The sequence below is a fragment of the Sulfitobacter sp. GN1-4 genome (assembly GCF_055693825.1).
The window spans coordinates 4013270-4032266 of sequence record NZ_JBVFUQ010000003.1 but is presented as its reverse complement, the minus strand read 5'-3'; the positions used below and the strand labels follow the sequence as shown (position 1 = coordinate 4032266).

At 58.5% G+C, this 18997-nt stretch carries 18 protein-coding genes and 3 pseudogenes; 8 read left to right on the top strand and 13 right to left on the bottom strand.

Annotation, left to right across the window (positions count from 1 at the left end):
* Positions 1–24 precede the first annotated feature (24 nt).
* Positions 25–651, top strand: a complete 627-nt coding sequence (locus ACZ1HM_RS20670) for a class I SAM-dependent DNA methyltransferase (RefSeq protein ID WP_472744457.1) — start codon at positions 25–27, stop codon at positions 649–651.
* Between the two features lie 70 nt (positions 652–721).
* Positions 722–1021 (top strand): DUF3775 domain-containing protein, encoded by a 300-nt coding sequence (locus ACZ1HM_RS20665; RefSeq protein WP_472744456.1) that lies wholly within the window; start codon positions 722–724, stop codon positions 1019–1021.
* Positions 1022–1086: 65 nt separating this feature from the next.
* On the opposite strand, the gene ACZ1HM_RS20660 is transcribed toward ACZ1HM_RS20665, so the two are convergent.
* From ACZ1HM_RS20660 to ade, 6 genes and pseudogenes are all read right to left on the bottom strand, one after another.
* Positions 1087–2025, bottom strand: a complete 939-nt coding sequence (locus ACZ1HM_RS20660; RefSeq protein ID WP_472744455.1) for an MBL fold metallo-hydrolase — start codon at positions 2023–2025, stop codon at positions 1087–1089.
* An 87-nt stretch (positions 2026–2112) separates the two neighbouring features.
* Positions 2113–3111: a GlxA family transcriptional regulator gene (locus ACZ1HM_RS20655; RefSeq protein WP_472744454.1), complete on the bottom strand. Its 999-nt coding sequence runs from the start codon at positions 3109–3111 to the stop codon at positions 2113–2115.
* 62 nt (positions 3112–3173) lie between these two features.
* Positions 3174–4043, bottom strand: coding sequence for a DMT family transporter (locus ACZ1HM_RS20650; RefSeq protein WP_472744453.1), 870 nt, complete (start codon positions 4041–4043; stop codon positions 3174–3176).
* Between the two features lie 153 nt (positions 4044–4196).
* On the bottom strand, positions 4197–4484 hold the full coding sequence (locus tag ACZ1HM_RS20645) for an HU family DNA-binding protein (RefSeq protein ID WP_472744452.1): 288 nt from the start codon (positions 4482–4484) through the stop codon (positions 4197–4199).
* Positions 4485–4613: 129 nt separating this feature from the next.
* Positions 4614–6032, bottom strand: coding sequence for an AMP nucleosidase (locus ACZ1HM_RS20640; protein WP_472744451.1), 1419 nt, complete (start codon positions 6030–6032; stop codon positions 4614–4616).
* A gap of 88 nt (positions 6033–6120) precedes the next feature.
* Positions 6121–7918: pseudogene (gene ade, locus ACZ1HM_RS20635) on the bottom strand (adenine deaminase).
* Positions 7919–8005: 87 nt separating this feature from the next.
* Between ade and ACZ1HM_RS20630 the strand changes: the two are divergent.
* The 5 genes from ACZ1HM_RS20630 (at position 8006) to ACZ1HM_RS20610 (ending at position 12143) form a co-directional block, all read left to right on the top strand.
* The gene (locus ACZ1HM_RS20630) at positions 8006–8437 is read left to right on the top strand and encodes an arsenate reductase family protein (RefSeq protein ID WP_472744675.1); all 432 of its coding nucleotides are present in this window, start codon (positions 8006–8008) and stop codon (positions 8435–8437) included.
* Between the two features lie 108 nt (positions 8438–8545).
* Entirely contained in the window at positions 8546–8974 is a 429-nt protein-coding gene (locus tag ACZ1HM_RS20625) for a VOC family protein (RefSeq protein ID WP_472744450.1), read from the top strand.
* Between the two features lie 31 nt (positions 8975–9005).
* Entirely contained in the window at positions 9006–9761 is a 756-nt protein-coding gene (locus ACZ1HM_RS20620) for a class II aldolase and adducin N-terminal domain-containing protein (protein ID WP_472744449.1), read from the top strand.
* 216 nt (positions 9762–9977) lie between these two features.
* The gene (locus ACZ1HM_RS20615; RefSeq protein ID WP_472744448.1) at positions 9978–11234 is read left to right on the top strand and encodes a glycosyltransferase family 4 protein; all 1257 of its coding nucleotides are present in this window, start codon (positions 9978–9980) and stop codon (positions 11232–11234) included.
* 54 nt (positions 11235–11288) lie between these two features.
* A complete protein-coding gene (locus ACZ1HM_RS20610; RefSeq protein ID WP_472744447.1) occupies positions 11289–12143 on the top strand; it encodes an SDR family oxidoreductase in 855 nt (284 codons plus the stop codon).
* Positions 12144–12168: 25 nt separating this feature from the next.
* Here ACZ1HM_RS20610 and dxs read toward each other — a convergent pair.
* The 5 genes and pseudogenes from dxs to ACZ1HM_RS20585 all read right to left on the bottom strand — a co-directional run bounded on the left by dxs (position 12169) and on the right by ACZ1HM_RS20585 (position 16564).
* A pseudogene (gene dxs, locus ACZ1HM_RS20605) lies at positions 12169–14102 on the bottom strand (1-deoxy-D-xylulose-5-phosphate synthase).
* A gap of 9 nt (positions 14103–14111) precedes the next feature.
* Positions 14112–14977, bottom strand: a pseudogene (locus ACZ1HM_RS20600) (polyprenyl synthetase family protein).
* Between the two features lie 6 nt (positions 14978–14983).
* Positions 14984–15226, bottom strand: coding sequence for an exodeoxyribonuclease VII small subunit (locus tag ACZ1HM_RS20595; RefSeq protein ID WP_472744446.1), 243 nt, complete (start codon positions 15224–15226; stop codon positions 14984–14986).
* 127 nt (positions 15227–15353) lie between these two features.
* The gene (locus ACZ1HM_RS20590) at positions 15354–16055 is read right to left on the bottom strand and encodes a response regulator (RefSeq protein WP_472744445.1); all 702 of its coding nucleotides are present in this window, start codon (positions 16053–16055) and stop codon (positions 15354–15356) included.
* Positions 16052–16564, bottom strand: a complete 513-nt coding sequence (locus ACZ1HM_RS20585) for a MarR family winged helix-turn-helix transcriptional regulator (protein WP_472744444.1) — start codon at positions 16562–16564, stop codon at positions 16052–16054. Before ACZ1HM_RS20585 ends, ACZ1HM_RS20590 begins: the two co-directional genes overlap by 4 nt.
* Before the next feature lie 156 nt (positions 16565–16720).
* On the opposite strand from ACZ1HM_RS20585, the gene ACZ1HM_RS20580 reads away from it, so the two are divergent.
* Positions 16721–17590, top strand: a complete 870-nt coding sequence (locus ACZ1HM_RS20580; protein ID WP_472744443.1) for a branched-chain amino acid aminotransferase — start codon at positions 16721–16723, stop codon at positions 17588–17590.
* Positions 17591–17633: 43 nt separating this feature from the next.
* On the opposite strand, the gene ACZ1HM_RS20575 is transcribed toward ACZ1HM_RS20580, so the two are convergent.
* A complete protein-coding gene (locus ACZ1HM_RS20575; RefSeq protein ID WP_472744442.1) occupies positions 17634–18398 on the bottom strand; it encodes an SDR family NAD(P)-dependent oxidoreductase in 765 nt (254 codons plus the stop codon).
* Positions 18398–18991 (bottom strand): cob(I)yrinic acid a,c-diamide adenosyltransferase, encoded by a 594-nt coding sequence (cobO, locus tag ACZ1HM_RS20570; protein ID WP_472744441.1) that lies wholly within the window; start codon positions 18989–18991, stop codon positions 18398–18400. The genes ACZ1HM_RS20575 and cobO overlap by 1 nt, the downstream gene beginning before the upstream one ends.
* Positions 18992–18997: the final 6 nt, after the last annotated feature.

The window sequence follows — 18997 nt, the reverse complement described above, 5'->3', positions numbered from 1 at the left end:
TAGTCCTGAGACAGGAGGAAACCCATGTCACAGGATCAGCCCAGCCTTGATGCCGCCTATGCGCTGCAAACGCCTGAAGATAATCGCAGGCTGTATGCCGAATGGGCGGATAGCTATGACAGCAGTTTCGCTCAGGAAAACGACTACCGGCTTCCCCAGATCGTCGCGATGATCTTGTCTGAGGTTTATGAGGGCGCGGGTCCGGTGCTGGATGTTGGGGCCGGAACCGGTTTGATCGCGGATCATTTGCTTGGTTCATTTACCATTGATGCTTTGGATATCTCACGAGAGATGTTGGCCGTCGCCTTGGAAAAAGGCCGGTACAGAGACGCAATTGAAGGGGATCTTACGGCGACCCTCCCAATTGCTGCGGGGCGCTATGATGCGGTTGTCAGCTCCGGGACGTTCACCCACGGCCATGTGGGACCGGATGCGTTGGATGAACTGCTAAGGGTTGCCAAATCTGGTGCGATTTTTGTGCTGTCCGTGAACGCCACGCATTTTGAAGCGCGTGGGTTTGCAGCCAAATTCGCTAAGTTAGAGCCACAAATCACCTCTCTGACCCACCGGTTGGTTGATATCTACGGCGCGGGCGCGCAGGCGGCGCATAAAGACGATCAGGCGCAGATCACCACCTTTGTAAAACGTTGATCCAGATCATAGCGGCCGGATCAGCCACCCGGCATGGTGTTGTCAGATAGCCAATTTTGGAGGGGACGACATGCTGGAGATTTCGCCGGAAAAAATCGGACAGATCGTGGCCTTTGGGCACGAGGTGGACCGCGCTGAAAACGAATTGCGCGGATTTCTGGAAACACTGAATGAAGATGAAGCCGTCAGCCTGATTGCAGTGATGTGGATCGGACGCGAAAGCTTTGCTGCTGATGAACTGGCCGAAGCGCTTGCCACCGCACGCGAAGAGGCGGTGACGCCAACGGCTGACTATCTGATTGGGACGCCGCATTTTGCAGATCACCTTGAGGCCGGACTAGAGGCTTTGGGGATCGTGGCAGACGCCTAAAGCGAAATGCGAAACGGCTTTAGGTAAGGATGGCCCCGGACAGGTGATGCCCGGGGCGCAGTCTATTACATCAATTGCTGATAGCTGTGGGGCACGTAGCGGAACCCGTCTCCTTGCGTGTCGACATATCCCACACCGGGGAACGGCATGTGGTAGCCCACGAAAGGAATGCGGTCCGTGGCCAGCATCCCAAGCACCTTGCGGCGCGTCGCTGCGGCAGCGGCCTTGTCCCGGTCAAAGCGGACTTCCCAATCAGGATATGCAAGGGACCAGACATAGTGGTTGGTCATATCCGCCGTCAGCAAAAGCTGCTGGCCCGCGCTTTCCAGCATATAGATCATATGGCCGGGGGTGTGGCCAAAGGCGGCCATCCCCGTGATGCCAGAGGCCACGCTGCCGCCGTCACCGATGAATGACATCTTTTCAGCAAAGGGGCGCACTTTGGCTTCAAACGGGTCATTGCCGGAGGCCGCTGTTGTATCAAACTCCATCTGGCCGGTGACGTATTTGGCGTTGGCAAAGGTGGCAGAGCCGTCATCGCCTGTCAGACCGCCAATGTGATCGCCATGCATGTGGGTGATCACCACTGTGGTCACGTCCTCGGCTGCAATCCCGGCGGATTTCAGGGCGGCGGTTGTGCCTGCCGCGTTCAGGCCGGCATCAAACAAAATGATCTCACTGCCGGTGTTCACAACTGTGGGTGTGAAAAAGAACTGCACCTTATCAGACGGAATGAAATTCTCAGCTGAGGCGGCTTCAAACTCTTCGGGTGAGACGTTCATGCCAAAGATGTTCTGCGGTTCTTCTACGGTGCGGGAACCGACCAAAAGGGTCGAAACTTCAAAATCACCAACGTTGAAGGTGAACTTATTGGCGTTGGGCGGTGTGCCGGCGTGTCCGTCTGCCGCTGCGGGTGTTGGGGATGTCAGCGCCGCTGCACCCAACGGCAGCGCTGCGCCAGCGGCCAAAGCGGCGCGGCGGGTCATCTTGGGGGAATTGGTCATGGGGCCTCTCTCCTTGTGATATCTGGAGGAGAGGTAGACTGTTGCCTGAGACAATCCACCGCAGGCCATGTGCGCTTTTGTAAAGAGCTAGGTGCGTTTTTCCACATCCGACCAAAGCACTTTGCCGTCTGAGGCCTCCATCCCAGGCGGATTACCATAAGCCGCCCGGTAGCTTTTTGAAAAATGCGACAGCGATTGAAAGCCGCAGGCGACGCAAACGTCAGTGACACTTAGGTCCGTCTGTCGCAGCAGATTGCGGGCCTTTTCAAGGCGCAGATGAAGGTAATAGCGTTTGGGAGAGGTGTTCAGATAGCGTGCGAACAGTCTTTCCAGTTGCCGCGTCGACAGGTTCACCACGCCAGAGATTTCATCGGGGCGCAGCGGGTCTTCCAGGTTGTTTTCCATGATCTGCAGGGCCAACAGCAGCTTGGGATTACGTACCTCTGGCCGGGATTGCAAAGACATCCGTTGGCCTTGTGAATGGGCGCGGGGCACGGTGTAGACCATCTGGTCGGCAACCCAGGTGGCGATGTCTGTGCCGTAATCGTCTCTCACCCGTGAAAGCATCAGATCCATGGAGGCCGCGCCGCCCGCCGTGGTGAAGACCCGACCGTCAACGGAATAAAGCGTGTCTTCCATGATCACATCAGGCAGCATTTCGCCCAAAGCGGTCTTGTATTCCCAGTGGGTGGTCACACGTTTGCCACCGATCAGCCCGGCCAGGGCGAGCGTATAGGTGCCCGACGACAGTGCTCCAAAATCCATCCCCTTGCGGGTTTCGCGGCGCAGCCAATTCAGGATGGGCTTGGTGCTGCCTTCGCCCGCCCGTTCACCGGCGCAAACAACAAGCGTTTCGGAGCGGTCAAGCGCGGGCAGAGCATCGTCGGCCTCAATCCGTACCCCGTTGTAGGCGGTCACTGGCGCGCCATCTTCTGAGATCAGTCGCCATTTATAGAACTCGCGCCCAGACGGGTGGTGATTGGCCAAGGACAGGCAATCCAACGCACAAGACAGGCCTAGGGTGGAAAACCCCGGGATCAAAAGAAAGGCGTAGGCACGCGGCTGGCTGTCGTCGGCTTGCGTCATTTCGGTGGTTTAGCCCCCGAAATTCAGTATATGCCGCTATGAAACGGCATGTCATGTCGTGTTCAGGCTTTGCTCTGCCGAGAGAGCTGCACGGCAAGGATGCCTGCGGTGATGATGATCACCCCCAGAATGTCTCTGCCCCCCAACGGTTCTGACAGCAACAGCGCGGCAATGGCCACGCCGAAGAAGGGGTTCAGAAAGTGGAACGTCGCAGCCCGCGTGGCCCCCACCCGATTAACAAGCCAGAACCAGATCACCGTCGCGGCAAGCCCGGGGAACAAGCAGGTATAGGTGAAAGCAAAGAACAGCGGCCAACTAGGATCAAACCGAGGGGTTTCGAAAAGGAGCGTGGACAAGGACAGCGCAACGCAGCCAGCCAGCATCTGCAAGCCCACGATCATCAGGAAATTGCCGCCCGATGTTGCCCCCCGCACCAAAAGCGTGGCGGCGGTCAGCGCCAGCACGCCAATCAGGCAAAGCCCCACACCGAAAAGGTCCGCCCCGCCGCTCAGCCGTGCGCCCATGATGAGTGACACGCCAAGGATACCCGCGATCAGACCGAAGATCCCCAAGGGCCTGAGCCGTTCGCCCAGCAGGGTCCAGGCGGCAAACCCGACCCACAAAGGCAGGGTGGAGGCGATGATGGCCGCCAAGGAGGCCTCAATCGTTTGCATCGCGACAAAGTTTAGGCCCAGGTAGACGGCGTTCTGCAGCACGCCAAAGATGATCGTTGCGCGCCATTGGGCCGGGGTCAGCCGCATGCTTTGGCCCAAGGCCAGCGCGATGCCGACACCCAACAGGCCTGAGATCAGATAGCGGACAGAAAGCGCAAAGAGCGGCGACATATCCGCCACGATGATCCGCGCTGAGCTGAATGCTGAGGACCAAATCACCGCAAAGGTGATCCCCATCAAAATTGCGCGGATGTCCATTGGTGTTGTTCCTACTGCCCGTGGCCGGACCTTTTCGAAGAACGCGGGTAAGGGCAAGGGGCAGATTATGCATGCCTTTGGACCCGGCATGCTGCCTCAAAACAAAAAGGGCCGCCCCCAGGGCGACCCTTTTGGTAAGCTCTTGGGCAGAGCTTAGCCGTTCACGCTGTCTTTCAGCGCTTTGGCAATCGTCATTTTTACGACCTTGTCAGCTTCTTTCTTGAACTGCTCGCCTGTCGCTGGGTTGCGCACCATACGCTCAGGACGTTCGCGGCAGTAGATTTTGCCAACACCTGGCAGGGTCACTGCGCCACCGCCGGATACTTCGCGGGTGATCAGACCGCAGATCGCTTCCAGCGCTGCGCCTGCAGATTTCTTGTCGGACCCCATCTCTTCCGCCAGTGCGGCGACGAGCTGGGTCTTCGTCATTGGTTTTGCCATTTTATTTTCTCCTTAGACCGCCCGATGTTGGGCCTCCTGTCGGGAAAGTAACGGTATGTAGTGGGGTAACACAACGAATTTTACGCCAAAAAGCGTGAAAAATAGGGGTTTTTCCCACTTTTGACGGGGTTAAAGGAACGCCGTCTCATCAAACGACCGCAATTTCCGGCTGTGGATGCGTTCCAGGGGCATGTCCCGCAGAATTTCCATGGCGTGCACGCCGATCATCAAATGCCGTGAAACCTGCGTTTTATAGAAGGCAGAGGCCATCCCCGGCAGCTTAAGCTCGCCATGCAGAGGCTTGTCAGAGACACATAAAAGCGTCCCGTAAGGCACACGGAAACGATAGCCGTTGGCGGCAATCGTGGCACTTTCCATATCCAAAGCGATGGACCTGGATTGGCTCAGGCGTTGCACGGGGCCGGATTGGTCACGCAGTTCCCAGTTGCGGTTATCGATCGTCGCTACCGTGCCCGTTCGCATGATGCGTTTCAGCTCATAGCCTTCAAGTTGGGTGACTTGGGCCACCGATTTTTCAAGCGCGATTTGAATTTCGGCCAGTGCGGGGATGGGCGTCCAGACCGGCAGATCATCGTCCAGCACATGATCTTCGCGCAGATACGCATGGGCCAGTACGAAATCGCCCAAGGCTTGGGTGTTGCGCAGGCCCGCGCAGTGGCCGACCATCAGCCAGGCATGCGGGCGCAAGACGGCGATGTGATCGGTTGCGGTTTTGGCGTTAGATGGGCCAACGCCGATGTTGACCAGCGTGATGCCCCCGCCATTCGGCCGCTTAAGGTGATAGGTGGGCATTTGCGGCATTTTCATCGTCTCAGGGATCGGCGTATCGCCGTCCGTAATCTCAACGTTGCCGGTTGAGACAAAGGAGGTGTAGCCGCTTGAGGGATCGTTCAACTGCTGGCGCGCATACTCCTCAAACTCAGTCACATAGAACTGGTAGTTGGTGAACAGCACATGACACTGGAAATGTTCGGCATCTGTGGCCGTGTAATGTGACAGCCGCGCCAGTGAATAATCCACGCGCTGGGCGGTAAACGGGGCCAACGGGCGCACGTCATCCACCGGTTTGTAGGTGCCATTGACGATATCATCGTTCGTGGTGGACAGATCCGGTACGTCAAAGATATCGCGCAAGGTGAAATCAGCAGCTCCATCTTGGGGGATCCCCGCAGCCGCGTCTCCGGTGACGGCAAAGTGCACGGGGATTGGGGTATCTGAGATCCCGATGGTGACAGGCTGGCCATGGTTTTCAATCAGCAGTCCGATCTGCTGGATCAAATACTGTCGGAACAGGTCTGGCCGCGTGATTGTTGCGGCGAACTTGCCGGGCGACGACACATGGCCAAAGGCGAGGCGGCTGTCGACCTGCGCATAGCTTTGAGTGCGAAAACGGATTTCGGGATAAAACGCGCGAATGCGCTCATCCGATTGGGGGTCTGAAAGGATACGCGCGAAATGCGTCCGCAGAAATTCCGTGGCTTGGGTATAAAGAGCGGTCAATCGGTCTACCGCTGCGGTGGCGTCCATGAACTCTTCTGGGGGTTCGCGTCAGGTGTGAGTATTTTCATTGTTGTCTTTCTTTTTGGGGCGGTCGCGCCCATTGGATGTGTGAGCGTCACGTGACGATCACTTCGGTGAATTCAAAAGTGCGCACATCGACAAGCCCCAAATCAGAGATCCGCAGTTCTGGGATCACGACAAGTGCCAGCAATGAGTGCTGCATATAGGCATTGTTCAAGGTGCAACCGCAGTCGCGCATGGCTTGCATCATCTGATCCGCTTTTGCCGCCACTTCGGCAGCGGGACGATCAGACATCAGCCCTGCGATTGGCAGCTCAACCAACGCGCGTTCCTGGCCATCACGGAAAAGCGTGATGCCACCGCCAACCTCGCGCAGGCGGTTGGCAGCGCGGGCCATTTCATCACGGTCGGTGCCCACAACGATCATGTGGTGGCTGTCATGTGCCACGGTGGAGGCCATGGCCATGTTGCCCTGATACCCAAAGCCCGACACAAAGGCGTTGACCACATGGCCGGTGGCGCGGTGCCGTTCAACAAGGGCAATTTGCGCCACCTCACCAGTGGCCTGTACCCGGCCCTCTGTAACAGGCAGTTCGAATTGCAGCGCTTTGGTCGGTGCCTGGTTTTCCACCACACCGATAACATTTGCGGTCACGGCATTGGCCCCGGCGGGCGCTTGGATCGTGAAATCCTCAGCTGTGAGTGTTTTGCCCATGTTCACGGTTTGCCGCGCTTGGCCTGGCCAATCAAAGTGGGGGCAATCCACCACGCAGGTGCCATTTTCGGCAACCACCTGACCCCGGGCCAGCACCATTTCGATGGGCAGGCTTTTAAGGTCAGAGGTCAGGATCACATCCGCCCGCCGCCCTGGGGTAAGAGAGCCGATGTCGCGCTCCAACCCAAAATGGGTGGCGGTATTGATCGTTGCCATCTGAAGAGCGATCAACGGATCGCAACCGCAGTCAATGGCATGGCGCACGACCCGGTTCATGTGGCCGTCATTGATCAACGTGCCTGAGTGACAGTCATCGGTGCACAGGATCATATTGCGCGGATCCAGACCCTTTTGCGTGATCGCGGTGATCTGGGATTCAACGTCATACCAGGCAGAGCCCAGCCGGATCATGGACCGCATCCCCTGCCGCATCCGCGCGACGGCATCCGCTTCGCAGGTGCCTTCGTGATCATCGGCTGGCCCGCCCGCGACATAGGCAGCAAAGGCAGGGCCCAGATCGGGTGAGGCATAGTGCCCGCCAACCGTTTTGCCCGCCCGTTGCGTGGCGGCAATCTCGGCCAGCATCTGGGGGTCGGCATTGGACACGCCGGGAAAGTTCATCATCTCACCCAGGCCAATGATGCCAGGCCAGGTCATCGCCTCAGCCACATCCTCGGCGCTGATCTCAAAGCCGGTGGTTTCCATCCCGGGTGCGGAGGGCGCGCAAGAGGGCATTTGCGTGAAGATGTTGATAGGCTGCATCAGAGCCTCATCATGCATCATGCGCACCCCGTTCAACCCCAGCACATTGGCGATCTCATGTGGATCCGTGAACATTGATGTGGTGCCATGCGGGATCACGGCGCGGGCGAATTCAGCAGGTGTCAGCATGCCGGATCTCGATGTGCATATGCCCATCGCACAGGCCAGGAATCATGTAGCGGCCTTTCGCCTCAATGATCTGGGTGCCTTCGCCTTTGCAATGAGAGGCATCCGGCCCGACAAAAGCGATACGGCCCTTGCGAATGGCGATATCGTGGTCAGGCAGTGCTTCGCGGGTGTGGACGTTGACCCAAATGCCGCCTGTGATGATCAGATCAGCGGGCGCGCGCCCGGCGGCTGTGTTGACCAGATCAGCGGCGACATCGGCCCAGGAGGGGAAAAGTTCTTGCGTCATGTCCCATCGGATCAACTTTCCCGGCGGGCCGCAAGGGGGGCGGTGGTATTTCTTCAAACTGTCATGTTTTTCGCTTATCCCGGTGCCATGGATATCGTTCTGTTTCACAACCCCGATTGCGGCACGTCCCGCAATGTTCGCCAGATCATACTGGACGCAGGCTATCGCCCGACCGTGATCGAATATTTGCAAACCGGCTGGACCCGCCCACAGCTTTTGGCGCTTTTTGCGGCGGCGGGTGTGACGCCCAGGGAGGCCTTGCGCACCACCCGCAGCCCGGCAGAAGAGCTGGGTTTGTTGGATACTGCCGTGCCGGATGAGACTATGCTGGATCACATGCTGGTGCATCCGGTCCTTGTGAACCGCCCGATTGTGGCCTGCGCGCAGGGCGTTCGGCTGTGCCGACCTTCCGAAACCGTGCTGGAGCTGCTGCCAGAATGGCCACCCGGACCCTATTACAAAGAAGACGGTGAGATGCTGATTGACGGCGATGGAAACCGCGTGTTCCCGTCGTCTTAGGTCGTGCCCCTGATGCCGTGTCCCTAAATTCCCGTCCCTGTATTTGCTGGGGTGATTTTTGGCGGCAGACCGTCTAGCGTCATCTCGGTTTAGGTGTGTGGGGGGAATATGGATTACGAAACCGTTGATGCGGAAACCTTTGGCGCGTCCCTCAAAGGGATCGGGCTGAACCTTCTGGTGCGGGACGTAAAGCGCCAAGTTGCCTTTTTGAAGGCGATCTTTGATATGCAGGCGTTTCAGGTCACCGCAGATTTTGCGATCGTGACCTATGGCGATCAGGTGTTTCAGCTGCATTCAGATGGCACGTATCATTCCAACCCGTTGCAAACGCTCTTGCCAGAGAACCCACCGCGCGGTGCCGGTCTTGAGATCCGCTTGTATGACACCGACCCAGAAACCGCCTGCGCGCGGGCCAAAGGCACAGAGGCGACAATCCTGCAGTCGCCAACGGACAAGCCTCATGGGCTGCGCGAAGCCTACATTTTATGTGAGAACGGATACGCTTGGGTGCCCAGCCGTGTAAAAGACGGCCTGTAACCGGCGCCCTTTCATCAAAAGGAGAATCGCGATGAATGTGACCCAGATGAAGCCCAACATGGATCACTGGCAGGCGCGGGTAGACCTGGCTGCCGCCTTTCGTTGGACCGCACGTCTGGACATGCACGAAAGCGTGGCAAACCATTTTTCCTTCGCGGTGAATGACGACGGCACGCAGTTCCTGATGAACCCCAACCAAATGCATTTTTCGCGGATCAAAGCCAGTGACATGCTGCTGATTGACGCCAATGATCCCGCAACGCTGGAAGGGCCAAATGCGCCTGATCCCACGGCCTGGGGTTTGCATGGCGGCGTGCATCGGGCCTGTCCCCATGCGCGCTGTGTGATGCATGTGCATTCGATCTACGCCACCGTGCTGGCCTGTCTTGAGGACAGCCGTCTGCCCCCGATCGACCAGAATTGCTGCACGTTCTACAACCGGATCGTGATTGACGAAGACTATGGCGGCCTGGCCTTTGAGGATGAGGGCGCGCGCTGTGCTGCATTGCTGACGGACCCCAAGAAAAAGGTCATGGTCATGGGATCGCACGGTGTCATGGTGCTGGGCGACACGGTCGCGGATACGTTCAACCGGCTCTATTATTTTGAGCGTTCAGCAGAGACCTATATCAAAGCGCTCCAGACCGGGATGAAACTGCGCCGGATCCCCGATGATATTGCGGAAAAGACAGCGCAAGAGCTGGAAAACTACCCCGATCAGGATCAAAAACACCTTGCGGAGCTTAAGGCGATTTTGGACGCGGAAGGGTCTGATTATGCCCACTGATTGTGGTGCAGAGGCGACAGAGGGGCGCTGGTATCGCCATCGTCCTCTGACTGCCCTGGTGGGTTCGGCTGGATGCGCGTCCGCCTGCTGACGTGGTCTAATGATAGTCATTTTGACTGCTGCATGTTGCGGCCCACAATCGCAGCTCATGCGTTGCGCCTGTGTGGTTGCGCGGGTTAACTGCCGCGAAAGACATGCAGCAGTAGGGTCAGCCCCATGAACATTCTATTCGTGCACCAGAACATGCCGGGGCAGTATCGCGAATTGGTGCAATGGCTTGCCGCACAGGGGCTGCACCGCATCTATTTCCTAACCCAGCGACGTGATGCCCCAAAGCTTGCCGGGGTTGAAACCCGGATCTACCAAAAGCATCGCGCACCCGCCAAAGATGCGTACGGCCTATCCAAAGTCTGGGAAGAGGCTGCGGGGAATGGTTTCGGCGCGGCCCTGGCCGTGCGCAAGATTGAGGCCGATGAGGGGTTCAAGCCAGACATCGTTATTGGCCACGTTGGTTGGGGGGAGCTTACGTTTTTCAAGCAGGTGTGGCCCGATGTGCCGATCATCGGGTTCTTTGAATACTACTACAACATCACCGGTGGCCTTGTTGGGTTTGACCCCGAAGAGACCGTGAATGACCACGCGCCGTTCTTGATGCAGGCCCGAAATGCCGTGCCGCTCGCGAATATTGAGACGGTGGATCAGGGGCATACACCCACCTATTGGCAACGCGACCGGTTCCCGCCAAGCTTTCATGACCGCATGTATGTGTGCCATGACGGCATTCGCACTGATTTGCTGCAACCCAAACCGGATGTGTCGCTGGAACTTGGTCGGTTGGACCGTCCGCTGACCCGCCAAGATGAGGTGCTGACCTTTGTGGCCCGCAATCTTGAGCGCGCGCGGGGCTATCACATGTTCATGCGTGCCCTGCCCAGGATCATGCGCGAACGGCCCAATGCGCGGGTGATCATCGTCGGCGGGAATGAAAACTCCTATGGCGGCAAAAGCGCCAGTCCAAAGGGTTTGCGTGCTGAAATGGAAGCGGAGGTCGGCGATGCGCTTGATTGGGACCGTCTGCACTTTCTGGGGCGTGTGCCCTACAGCCACTACCAAAAGATCATCCAGCTTAGCCGCTGCCACCTTTATCTGACGATGCCCTTTGTTTTGTCCTGGTCGATGTTGGAATCCATGTCGATGGGGGCTGTGATCGTGGGATCCGATGTTGCACCCGTGCAAGAGGTGATCACCCATGGTGAAAACGGGCTGTTGGTCGATTTTCATGACAAAGATGCAATCGCCGCCCAGGTGATTGAGGTGCTGGCGAACCCCGATAAGTTCGCTCATCTTGGCACCGCTGCCCGCGCACATGTTGTTGAGAGATACGATTTCCTCACCAAATGCCTGCCCGAGCATATTGCCCAAATCAACCGCTTGGTCCCCGATGATAAACGGATTGAAATGACTGGATCCTGACCCCAGGGCGTTTTTGCTCTTGTTGCCGCCGGTGGGGCAGGCCACTTTCTGAGCATGGATAAGGTTCTGTTTTCATTTGGTCATGGGTTCAGTGCCCGCGCGTTGGCAGAGGTTTTGGTGCCGCGCGGTTGGCGGATCTATGGGACAACCCGCAGCGCGGACAAGATGGACGGCATCGCCGCAACCGGTGTGGAACCGGTGCTTTGGCCCGGTACAGATGTGACGCCGCTGCTAAAGGCGTCTCCCTATCTGTTAATATCGGCAGGCCCCGGCAAAGACGGTGATCCGGTTTTGGCCGCCCTGCACGATCAGATTGCGGCGCATGCGCGCGATTTGCGGTGGGCGGGCTATCTTTCAACAACCGGCGTTTATGGCGACCACCAAGGCTGTTGGGTGGACGAAGACACGCCGCTCACACCCGCCACCAAGCGCGGCCAGGCCCGGGTTGAGGCAGAGGCCGCCTGGCAAGCCATCCCGGATCTGCCGCTGCACATTTTCCGTCTGGCGGGCATCTATGGACCGGGCCGTGGCCCCTTTGCCAAGGTGCGCAACGGCACTGCGCGGCGCATCATCAAAAAGGGCCAGGTGTTCAGCCGCATCCATGTCGAAGACATTGCCCAAGCGCTTGATCTGTCGATGGCGCGTCCCATGCCGGGGGCGGTCTATAACCTGTGTGATGATGATCCAGCGCCGCCGCAGGATGTGATTGGCCACGCCGCTCAGCTGCTGGGCCTTCCTTTGCCAGAAGCGGTGGATTTTGAAACGGCCGATATGACACCCATGGCCCGCAGCTTTTATGCCGAAAGCAAAAAGGTGCGAAATGATCGGGTTAAACGTGAACTCGGCTGGCAGCCCAAGTACCCCGACTATCACACTGGGCTTGCCGCATTGCTGGCGCAAGAAGGCTAACGCCCAGGATGCTTCTGGCCGAGGCTCAGCTCTCAGCTGTGCGCAGACCAATCTGGGCCACACCCAACACATCAAGCACTTTGGCCTCAATATGTTCTGCGTTCATGCCTGCCACCGCATACATATCCGCAGGAGAGGCTTGATCAATAAAGGTATCGGGCAACACCATGGACCGGTATTTGAGGCCTGTGTCAAACACAGCCTCTTCTGCCAAAAGCTGTGCCACATGTGAGCCAAACCCGCCAACAGCACCTTCTTCGATGGTGATCAGCGCCTCATGCCGGGTGGCAAGATCAAGGATCATGTCCCGGTCCAGCGGTTTGGCAAAACGTGCATCGGCAATGGTGGGTGTAATCCCCTTGGCCGCCAGGCTTTCAGCGGCCTTTTCCACCTCAGCCAGCCGCGTGCCGAACGACAGCAGCGCCACACGCGCGCCTTCCTGGATCATCCGGCCCTTACCAATCTCAAGCGGGACGCCCCGCTCTGGCATATCCACGCCTTTGCCTTCCCCCGTGGGAAACGGAAGGCAATTGGCCCGTCGTCATGGGCCGCGGCAGTGGCGACCATGTGCTTGAGCTCCGCTTCATCAGCGGCGGCCATCACAACAAAGCCAGGCAGGTTGGCCAGATAGGCCACATCAAACGCGCCCGCATGTGTGGCCCCATCCGCGCCCACAAGGCCCGCACGGTCGATGGCAAAGCGCACAGGTAAACGTTGGATCGCCACATCATGCACCACCTGGTCATACCCGCGCTGCAAAAAGGTGGAATACATCGCGCAAAACGGCTTCATCCCGCCAGCGGCCAATGCGGCTGAAAATGTCACACCATGCTGTTCGGCAATCGCCACGTCAAAGCAACGCGACGGATAGCGTTCCGCAAAAAGGTTCAGCCCCGTGCCGTCAGGCATCGCAGCGGTCACCGCGCAAATCTTATCGTCTTCGGCCGCTTCTTCCAGCAAAGCTTTTGCAAAAACAGACGTGTAGCTGGGCGCGTTCGATGGGGCCTTTTTCTGCTCACCTGTCAGCACGTCGAACTTCGCGACCCCATGGCCCTTGTCACGCGCGGTTTCAGCCGGGGCATAACCTTTGCCCTTTTTGGTCAGCACGTGAATAAGGATGGGCCCGGTCGCCCGCTGCTTGACGGTGCGCAGCACCGGCAACAGCTGGTTCATGTCGTGACCATCGATTGGCCCCAGATAGGAAAAGCCCAATTGTTCGAAGAGTGTGCCGCCAACGGCCATGCCTTTCAGGATGTCCTTGGCACGTTTGGCCCCCTCCCGAAAAGGTGGCGGCAACAGGCTAACCGCCCCCTTGGCCGCCGCTTTGAGATCCTGAAAAGGCTCTTCGGCGTACAGCCGGCTCAGATAGCTCGACATCGCGCCGACGGGCGGTGCGATGGACATTTCATTGTCGTTCAGGATGACAATCATCCGTTTGCCCAAATGCCCTGCGTTGTTCATCGCCTCATAGGCCATGCCCGCAGAAATGGAGCCATCCCCGATCACCGCAATGGCATCGCCTGCCCCCTCGGGCGGGTTCCCGCCAAGATCGCGGGCCACAGCAAACCCCAGCGCTGCAGAGATGGAGGTAGAGGAATGCGCCGCCCCAAACGGATCATAGGGAGATTCGCTGCGCTTGGTGAAACCGCTCAGACCATCCTTTTGGCGCAAGGTGCGAATGCGGTCCCGCCGTTCGGTGAGGATTTTATGCGGATAGCACTGATGGCCCACATCCCAGATGATCTTGTCGCGCGGCGTGTCAAAAACCGCGTGCAATGCCACGGTCAGCTCCACCACGCCAAGCCCCGCCCCAAGGTGCCCCCCGGTGACGGACACAGCTGAAACCGTCTCGGCGCGCAACTCATGCGCAAGCGTTGCCAGTTCTTGGTCAGACAAGGGTTTCAAATCTGCGGGTCGGTGGATTTGATCCAGCAGCGGGGTATCAGGGCGATCTGTCATGTCAGTCTCTTAGTTCTTGCGGGCCACGACGAACTGCGCGGCCTCTCTCAGGGCATCAGCGTCCTGCCCATATACATGTAAGGCGTCACAAGCCGACTGCACCAGCTCACCTGCGCGGCGTTTAGCCCCATCTAGGCCCAACAAGGACACAAAGGTCGCTTTGCCTGCGTCCGCGTCCTTACCGGTGGCCTTACCCACCGTCTCTGTGTCGCCTTCGACATCCAGGATGTCATCCGCGATCTGGAATGCCAGTCCCAGCGCCTTGGCATAGGCGTCAAGCGGACCCGTATCCGCCTGTGCCATGCGCGGCCCTGCAAGCGCGGACCAGACAATCAGTGCGCCGGTCTTGCCTTGTTGCAGCGCGGTGATTTCTTCCAATGATAGGGGGCGTCCGCTGTTTCAGCGGCAATATCCAAGGCTTGACCCAACACCATGCCCTGCGCACCTGATGCCACGGCAAGGCTGCTGGCCAATGTCGCCCGCACCTCAGCACTGCCGACCTCGGGCCGGGTGACCAGCTCAAAGGCCAGAGTTTGCAACGCATCCCCCGCAAGTACAGCGGTCGCCTCATCCCATTTGCGGTGCACGGTGGGCTGGCCGCGTCGCAGATCGTCATCGTCCATGCAGGGCAGATCATCATGTACCAGCGAATAGGCGTGCAAAGCCTCAATCGCCGTTGCAGGCCACAGCGCAGCTCCCGCATCAAGGCCATGCAGGCGTGCGGTCTCCATCACCAAAAAACCACGCAGCCTTTTGCCGCCGTTGGTGGCATGGTCCATCGCCTGCACCACTGGCAAATCCTGGAACGCGGACAGCACCACTTTGAAATGTGCCGTTATATCTTGGGCTGCCGTTTCCAGCCTTTGGCGGAACATCCTGCCCTAAAGCCCTTCGACCGGTGTCAGCCCAGCCGGATTGCCATCGCCATCTAAGGTGATCGCGCGGACCTTCTCTTCGGCTTCCTTCAGCTTGGTCTCACACCGCGCTTTTAACGCAGCGCCGCGCTCATAAAGCGCAATAGAGGCGTCCAGTTCGACAGTGCCGCTTTCAAGCTGCGCCAGGACTTTCTCAAGTTCCGCCATTGCAGTCTCAAAGCTCATTTCTTGGATGGGGGTATCAGACATCTGCTCAGAATCCATTTCAGTTCCGCTGAACCATAGCCACACCGGCCACGAGCTTCCAGACCACCGCGCGCTTCATCTTTCCAATATAACTTCTGCACAGCCTCTGCCACAGGTGCCGGGCTCACGTTCAATCCGTGGCCAGCATATATCCTGCACCCCGCACGGTTTGCAGATACCGCGGTTGCTTGGGGTTGTCCTCAATCTTGCGCCGCAGGCGGGTGATCTGGACGTCAACGGCGCGTTCCTGCGCTTGCCCCCGATCGCGTCCCAACTCTTCCACCAGCTTGGCACGGCTCAACGGTTCGCCCGGTTGGGCTGAAAAAATCTTCATCAGTTGAACTTCGGTGGCCGTCAGCCGCACCAGATCATCGCCCTGCCACATCTCGCCGCGTTCCATGTCATACCGAATGGGCCCCAGGGACAGCACCTTTGGTGCTGCTTCTTCGGCAGTGGTATCCGGCATGCGCCGCAGGATCGCATTGATCCGCAACAACAGCTCTTTGGGCTCAAAGGGTTTGGCAAGGTAATCATCAGCGCCCGCTTCCAGCCCTTCGATCCGGTCGCTTGTCTCGCCCTTGGCGGTTAACAGCAGGATCGGGGTTTCCATGGATTGGCGCAGCGACGCGGTCAGGGCCAGCCCATCTTCGCCCGGCATCATCACGTCCAGCACGATCAGATCAAAATCCAGCCCCGACAAGATCCGCCTTGCATGGGCGGCGTCTCTTGCGGCGGTGACCAGAAAACCATGACGCATCAGGAACTTTTGCAACAGCGTCCGAATGCGTTCATCGTCATCCACGATCAACAGGTGGGCGTCCATCTCCATCATGTGCTGCTGTCCCGCAACCGCGCATAGCTCGCGCGCATTTCAGGATCCATCATGGCCTCCAGCACCGTCCGAAACCCGGCAACGGCCTCTGGCCCTGCATCGCGAAAGGCGGCCCTTAGCCGCGCGCGCTGGGCGTCTGATAGCTTTTGTTCCAAGGCGCGTCCTTCATCGGTGAGATACAAATGTCGCTCTCTTTTGTCGGCTTTGCCAACTGTGTTTAGAACCAGACCATCTGAGATCAACGTGCGCAACACACGATTGAGAGACTGTTTTGTGACCCCCAGAATGTTCAAAAGGTTGTTCACCGTTGTCCCCGGTGCCCGCCCAATGAAATGGATCGCCCGGTGATGGGCGCGGCCGTAGGCCATGTTTGCCAGAATGCGGTCTGGATCGGCCGTGAAACCCCGGTAGGCAAAGAACATCGCTTCGCTTCCCTGGCGCAACTGTTCGTCTGTCAGAAAGAGTAAGCTGTCGCCTCGTACAGCAGAAGCTGAGCGCCCGTCGGCCATGATGTGTCTCGTTACATAGTTTTGCGCAGTTTATGTCAGCCTTGTTGACACTCCAAGAGAGAATGGCTAGGTCATCAAAGGTTTTGCGACAGAATGTGTCCGAAGTGGACCTATCTCCGCAACATTTGGAAATTTCATGGGATGGGAGCGACAACCATGGCAGGTGCATATGATGATCGGGATGGTCAAATCTGGCTGGACGGCAAGATGGTCAATTGGCGTGACGCCAATGTGCACATCCTGACCCATGCGATGCACTACGCCTCTTCGGTTTTCGAAGGGGAGCGGGCCTATAACGGCAAGATCTTCAAAAGCCGTGAGCATTCTGAACGGCTCAAGCGCTCTGCCCAGATGATTGATTTTGAAATCCCCTGGACCATTGATGAGATTGAGGCCGCCAAGGTAGAAGTGCTCGCCGCATCCGGTCTGCAAGACGCCTATGTGCGCGCGATTGCCTGGCGCGGCGCGGGCGAAGACATGGGTGTGGCCTCTGCCAAGAACCCAGTGCGGCTGGCCATCGCCGCGTGGGAGTGGGGGGCCTATTACGGCGATGCCAAGATGAAGGGTGCCAAGCTCGACATCTCCAAATGGAAACGCCCCAGCCCTGAGACGATCCCCAGCCACGCCAAGGCGGCGGGTCTTTACATGATTTGCACCATGTCCAAACACGCAGCAGAGGCCAAAGGTTGCTCAGATGCGATGATGTTTGACTACCGCGGCTATGTGGCCGAGGCGACAGGTGCCAACATCTTCTTTGTCAAAGACGGCGAAGTGCACACGCCCGATCCAGATTGCTTTTTGAACGGCATCACCCGCCAGACGGTTATCGGGATGCTGAAGGACCGCCAGGTCAAGGTCCATGAGCGCCATATCATGCCCGAAGAGCTTGAGGGTTTTGAGCAATGCTGGCTGACCGGCACTGCGGCTGAGGTCACACCGGTGGGACAGATCGGTGATTACAACTTCGAGGTTGGCGCGCTAACGCGTGAGATCGCCGAAGGCTATGAGACGTTGGTGCGGGTTTAAAGGGATTCCACAACGGAGTTCCTTTGCTAAGCCGGCTTGGGGGTCACCCCCGCAACGCGGGCAGCCCCACACCCGTACTCTCAAACCCACCGTCAGACGCGATGACCTGCCCGGTCACATAGCTGGCCTTGTCACTACACAGAAACGCGATGACCTCAGCGATTTCCTGTTCTGAGCCATAGCGGTTCAGTGGGATCGCATCATGATAGGATGCGATGATGTCTGGTGTATGCACCGCCATCGCCAGTTTGGTCCGCACGGGGCCGGGGCAGACGCAATTGGCGCGGATGCCATATTCGCCCAGCTCAGCCGCCTGCTGTTTGGTCAGCTGGATGACGGCAGCTTTTGACGTGCCGTAGGCCACCCGCAGGGTGGAGGCGCGCAGGCCCGAGATGGAGGCGATGTTCACAATTGCCCCCGCCGTGCCGCGCAGCGCGGGGATGGCGGCCTGGCTCATCAGGAAAACACCATCCAGGTTGGTTTCCATGATGCGCCGCCAGCGGGCGAAATCCGTTTCTTCAATGGGGCCGAAGTCCGCCACACCTGCGTTGTTCACCAGCGCGTCCAACTGTCCGAAATGATCCACACAAGACCGGATTGCCGCCGGGGCCGCTTGCGGGTCTGAGACGTCTTGCACCAGCTTAAGAACAGGCGTGCTGAACTCCGCCACGGCCTCCTCCAGCACGTCTGCGTCCCGGTCCAGCAGCGCCACACGCCATCCTGCATCCGCCATCAGATGCGCAGTGGCCAGGCCGATGCCGCGCGCGGCACCTGTGATCAGAACTACTTTGCCTTCTTCCCGCGCCATTAGTAATCGACCCCACGCTGCGCTTTGATCCCCGCTTTGAAGGGGTGTTTCACCTCTGACATCTCGGTCACTAGATCGGCATAGTCACACAGCTCCGGCTTGGCATCGCGGCCCGTCAGGATCACCCCGGTGCGCGCATCGCGCGCCTCCAGCCCCGCGATCACCTCGTCAACTGAAAGGTAGTCATAGCGCATGGCGATGTTGATCTCATCCATCACGATCAGGTCATATTCGCCGCTTTCCATCATCTCGCGCCCCTTGGCAAAGGCGGCCTGCGCAGCGGCGATGTCGCGGTCTTTGTCCTGGGTATCCCAGGTGAACCCCTCGCCCATGGTGTGCCAGGTCACCTCGCCCAAGCGGTCAAAGAACTGACGTTCGCCAGTTTTCCACTTGCCCTTGATGAACTGCACCACGCCGACCTTTTGCTTCCAGCCCAAGGCGCGGACAACGACGCCGAAGGCGGAGGAGGATTTGCCCTTGCCCGCCCCGGTGTGCACCAGAACCAAACCTTTTTCAGGGTCCTGCAGCTCGGCCACTTTGGCGCGCTGTTTGGCTTGGCGTTCTTGCATCTTTTGTTTGTGGTCGTCCGACATGGGTGG

Coding starts and splice junctions, on each gene's coding strand:
- ACZ1HM_RS20585 (WP_472744444.1), bottom strand. CDS start 16,564: ATGGCCGACGGGCGCTCAGCTTCTGCTGTACGAGGCGACAGCTTACTC.
- ACZ1HM_RS20665 (WP_472744456.1), top strand. CDS start 722: ATGCTGGAGATTTCGCCGGAAAAAATCGGACAGATCGTGGCCTTTGGG.
- ACZ1HM_RS20630 (WP_472744675.1), top strand. CDS start 8,006: ATGGATATCGTTCTGTTTCACAACCCCGATTGCGGCACGTCCCGCAAT.
- ACZ1HM_RS20655 (WP_472744454.1), bottom strand. CDS start 3,111: ATGACGCAAGCCGACGACAGCCAGCCGCGTGCCTACGCCTTTCTTTTG.
- ACZ1HM_RS20660 (WP_472744455.1), bottom strand. CDS start 2,025: ATGACCAATTCCCCCAAGATGACCCGCCGCGCCGCTTTGGCCGCTGGC.
- ACZ1HM_RS20615 (WP_472744448.1), top strand. CDS start 9,978: ATGAACATTCTATTCGTGCACCAGAACATGCCGGGGCAGTATCGCGAA.
- ACZ1HM_RS20650 (WP_472744453.1), bottom strand. CDS start 4,043: ATGGACATCCGCGCAATTTTGATGGGGATCACCTTTGCGGTGATTTGG.
- ACZ1HM_RS20645 (WP_472744452.1), bottom strand. CDS start 4,484: ATGGCAAAACCAATGACGAAGACCCAGCTCGTCGCCGCACTGGCGGAA.
- ACZ1HM_RS20640 (WP_472744451.1), bottom strand. CDS start 6,032: ATGGACGCCACCGCAGCGGTAGACCGATTGACCGCTCTTTATACCCAA.
- ACZ1HM_RS20610 (WP_472744447.1), top strand. CDS start 11,289: ATGGATAAGGTTCTGTTTTCATTTGGTCATGGGTTCAGTGCCCGCGCG.
- ACZ1HM_RS20625 (WP_472744450.1), top strand. CDS start 8,546: ATGGATTACGAAACCGTTGATGCGGAAACCTTTGGCGCGTCCCTCAAA.
- ACZ1HM_RS20590 (WP_472744445.1), bottom strand. CDS start 16,055: ATGATGGAGATGGACGCCCACCTGTTGATCGTGGATGACGATGAACGC.
- cobO (WP_472744441.1), bottom strand. CDS start 18,991: ATGTCGGACGACCACAAACAAAAGATGCAAGAACGCCAAGCCAAACAG.
- ACZ1HM_RS20620 (WP_472744449.1), top strand. CDS start 9,006: ATGAATGTGACCCAGATGAAGCCCAACATGGATCACTGGCAGGCGCGG.
- ACZ1HM_RS20580 (WP_472744443.1), top strand. CDS start 16,721: ATGGCAGGTGCATATGATGATCGGGATGGTCAAATCTGGCTGGACGGC.
- ACZ1HM_RS20595 (WP_472744446.1), bottom strand. CDS start 15,226: ATGTCTGATACCCCCATCCAAGAAATGAGCTTTGAGACTGCAATGGCG.
- ACZ1HM_RS20575 (WP_472744442.1), bottom strand. CDS start 18,398: ATGGCGCGGGAAGAAGGCAAAGTAGTTCTGATCACAGGTGCCGCGCGC.
- ACZ1HM_RS20670 (WP_472744457.1), top strand. CDS start 25: ATGTCACAGGATCAGCCCAGCCTTGATGCCGCCTATGCGCTGCAAACG.